Here is a 3,350-nt window from a genome sequence, read left to right as displayed (position 1 = left end):
TTTTTTTTTTTCAAGGATGAGGCGGCAGTCGAGTTTCGCCTTAGTCTCGTGGGCTCTGAGGTGTGTATACGAGACGGCTTTACATGAATGGAGAGATATTCCGCTGTTGCCGCCGTGGGCGGTATGACTGCTCAATCAATCTCTATTAGTTCTTCAATCCTGACATTCAATGTCTTACAAATGAGTTCCAGTGTCTCTAAGTAAACCCTGTCGACATTGTCTGAACAAAGATGGTTGATTGTACTTGCTCGTAATCCTGTTAATCGTGCCAGTTCCCGTTGAGATATTCCTTTCTGCTCCAACAACTGACGTAACTTTACTTGAATTGCCATGCTGACCCTCCTAACGAGTGACGCTTAACCGTACTGAATTATGAAGCAATTATATCACCGCACTTAAAGAAAGTCATTGTGCGTTTCGGTTAAGCGGTATATAATCAAAGTGGCGATTCGGTTAAGCGTTACGGTAATCTCAATTATCGTAACGGTGGGGGAGGAAACGGGATGAATGTCATCGGGTATGTCAGAGTTTCTACAAGTGGACAGGCGAAAGACGGATACAGTTTGGCTTATCAGCAAGACGAAATCCGTTCCTATTGTGAGGGTGAAGGTTGGAATCTGATTCACGTATACACAGACGAAGGTATCAGTGGGGCTAAGGTAGACGAGGAAGCCCTTGAGGTGGATAGAATTGGCTTTCAGACGATGTTAGCCGCCATAGCTACCCAAAACATAGACGCGGTGGTTGTACTCAATACAAGCCGTTTATGGCGGTCTGACATCGTAAAGGTATTAGTTCATCGGGAGTTCAAGAAACATGGCGTTGATGTAAGAAGCATCGAACAGCCTACATACTCCATCTACAAGAAAGACCCAAGCGACTTCCTAATCAACGGACTGATGGAATTGCTTGACGCATACCAACGGCTAGAAATCGCCATGAAACTATGCCGAGGGCGCAATAAGAAAGCCCAACAAGGCGGCTATGCCGGAGGTCGGGCGGCGTTCGGTTATAAAGCAACGAAAGGACAGAAGTCCATAGTAGTCAACGAAACACAGGCTTTAGCAGTAAGGCAGCTCTTTGACATACGGGAACAGAACCCGACTTGGACGTTATCGGAGTTAGCGTCAGCATTGAATAATGAAGGCTTTACTACGCAACAAGGAAAGTTGTTTACAAAGGTACAAGTCAAGCGGATATTAGACCGTAGAGATTTCTACCAAGGTACGTATCGCTACGGTGGCATCGAAGCCGAGGGGCTTCATCAAGCAATCATTTGACGGCTTGAGTGTTTATAGGAAGAAGGATATTACTAAGGTATCTTTGTGGCTCTGACCACTCGAAATGAGGATGTAAACCTTCTTCTTCTTAAACATTCAAACGATTACATCATGGGGGGATTCTAATGGAACAGCACTACATGGAAGAAGAAATTCGTCTCAAGCATATGTTTATAGGTATCGACCTTCATAAGAACCATCATACGGCAGTTTTTCTTAATGGGTTTAAACGGAAACTTGGGATGTTCAAGTTCGATAATAAGCCGAGTGAGTTTCCAAAGTTACTAGCGGAAGCAAAGAAGTATCTCAAGAAAGGAATTACCCCTGCATTTGGTTTGGAAGATACGGGCGGCTATGGTAGAGCATTAGCTGTTTACCTTGTTCAAAAGGGGCAAATTGTCAAGGAAGTGAACCCTGCTCTTCCCAATGGGGTACGAAAAGCCAATCCTATCGTTCAAAAGTCTGATGAATGGGATGCGGAATGTGTCGGTCATGTTCTAATAGATAAGTTTGAGTCACTTCCTGATGCGAACCCAATTGATAAATATTGGGTTATCGGTCAGCTTGTGACTACGAGAACTGCAACAGCAACGGATTTGACCGTTCTTATCAATCAGCTTCATGGTCAGATAAGTCATCATTACCCAAGCTACCGTAAGTTTTTTAGTGAATTAGACGGTAAAACGGCTTTAGCCTTCTTTGAAAAGTATCCTTCCCCACATTTGTTGGAGGGGGTCACAGTTCAGGAACTAAAAGAATTTCTTCTTAAACCAAGCAATTACGCTTGTTCATTGAAGTCTGCCGAGAAAATACTGAGCATGGTACAAGCAGATGGTGAAACGAAACGGAATTACCAGGAGGATAGAGACTTTATTATACAAAGTCATATCAGACGTATCCGAAACTGCAAGGAAGAAATAGAAGCCATTGAAGGGCGGCTAGAAGTGCTAATGAAGGATACAGAGTACAAATTAGAATCCATGCATGGTATTGATTTAGTTACAGCGGCAGGATTTGTAGCTGAAATTGGTGATATCAACAGGTTCTCTAGTCCTGAGAAGCTAGCACGATTCGCAGGAATTGCTCCTGTCTTTAAGGGTTCAGGTGATAAAGGCAGTTTTAAGAAGTGTAAGCAAGGAAACCGCACGTTGCATGAGTTATTTTACAGGCTTGCTTGTAGACAAATTGGGACTAAGAGAGGAAGCAAAGAACCTAATAATCCCTTCTACTATGAATATTACCTACAAAAGTTGGCGGCAGGTAAAACTAAGACTCAGGCAATTATTTGCATCATGAGGAAGCTAGTCGATGTGGTATTTGCTTTAATGAAGAACAAGTCGAGGTACATAAAACCGATAGTACAATACAAACAAACAGGATGATATACTTGAGGTGGGGACTGGAAAAAGGTTTCCACCTTCTTTATTTTGATGGAACGGTTTATTAACTAGGATACGTATGAAGGGGACATTACGAATCCGCTGAGTTTGAATTTGTATACGTATGTAGATAATAATCCATTAATTCATACGGATCCTACTGGACACCTAAAAGAAGTAAAAGATGCTATAATAGAAGCAAGAGATGGTGGAATAGATTCTGCTATTTATTGGGATAATAGATCTAAGTTAGGTAGTCTGTTTAAAGAGATTTATCAAGATGAGGATAATAATCAATTTAAGTATCTCTTTGGACTTGCTACAATGACGAGTGATGTTGAAGAAAATAGTATTGGGAAGTCAGAGTGGGCAATTGATCAGTTGTATAGTGATGAAGTTCGCTCTGAAATAGACTTCGGACTGTCTTTTTTCCGTGGTGGAGCTTCTTCAAATAATCTTGGAGCTAAGGCAAGTACGGGCGGAAAAAGCAAAAACAATATGAAATACGACCCTGACGCTACTGGTGAACACTCAACGTACAAACGTGACCCTAATACTGGAGAGATTACGAATTGGCAAGAATGGATTAAGTCTGACCCTAGAAATCCAAATCCGTTCTCTCCGGGAAAAAGATTTGATGGTCAAGGCGCAGGTCATTATAATAAACAAACGTAAGCGTCAAACAAGAAGG

4 protein-coding genes are annotated in these 3,350 nt (G+C 42.0%); 3 read left to right on the top strand and 1 reads right to left on the bottom strand.

Going from position 1 to position 3,350, the window contains the following annotated elements; all coding sequences use genetic code 11:
* Positions 1–131: 131 nt before the first annotated feature.
* Positions 132–332 (bottom strand): helix-turn-helix domain-containing protein, encoded by a 201-nt coding sequence (locus CF651_RS30380; RefSeq protein WP_094018614.1) that lies wholly within the window; start codon positions 330–332, stop codon positions 132–134.
* Positions 333–503: 171 nt separating this feature from the next.
* On the opposite strand from CF651_RS30380, the gene CF651_RS30375 reads away from it, so the two are divergent.
* The 3 genes from CF651_RS30375 to CF651_RS30365 all read left to right on the top strand — a co-directional run bounded on the left by CF651_RS30375 (position 504) and on the right by CF651_RS30365 (position 3,334).
* Complete coding sequence (locus CF651_RS30375; protein WP_094018613.1) at positions 504–1,280, top strand: recombinase family protein; 777 nt, start codon at positions 504–506, stop codon at positions 1,278–1,280.
* A 125-nt stretch (positions 1,281–1,405) separates the two neighbouring features.
* The gene (locus CF651_RS30370) at positions 1,406–2,662 is read left to right on the top strand and encodes an IS110 family RNA-guided transposase (RefSeq protein ID WP_245856218.1); all 1,257 of its coding nucleotides are present in this window, start codon (positions 1,406–1,408) and stop codon (positions 2,660–2,662) included.
* 111 nt (positions 2,663–2,773) lie between these two features.
* Positions 2,774–3,334, top strand: a complete 561-nt coding sequence (locus tag CF651_RS30365) for an RHS repeat-associated core domain-containing protein (RefSeq protein WP_094018612.1) — start codon at positions 2,774–2,776, stop codon at positions 3,332–3,334.
* The last annotated feature ends 16 nt before the right edge of the window (positions 3,335–3,350 follow it).

This window comes from Paenibacillus rigui, from assembly GCF_002234615.1.
GTDB lineage: Bacteria > Bacillota > Bacilli > Paenibacillales > NBRC-103111 > Paenibacillus_S > Paenibacillus_S rigui.
The sequence above is the reverse complement of the archived record's forward strand: the minus strand, read 5'-3'. Positions and strand labels throughout refer to the sequence as shown.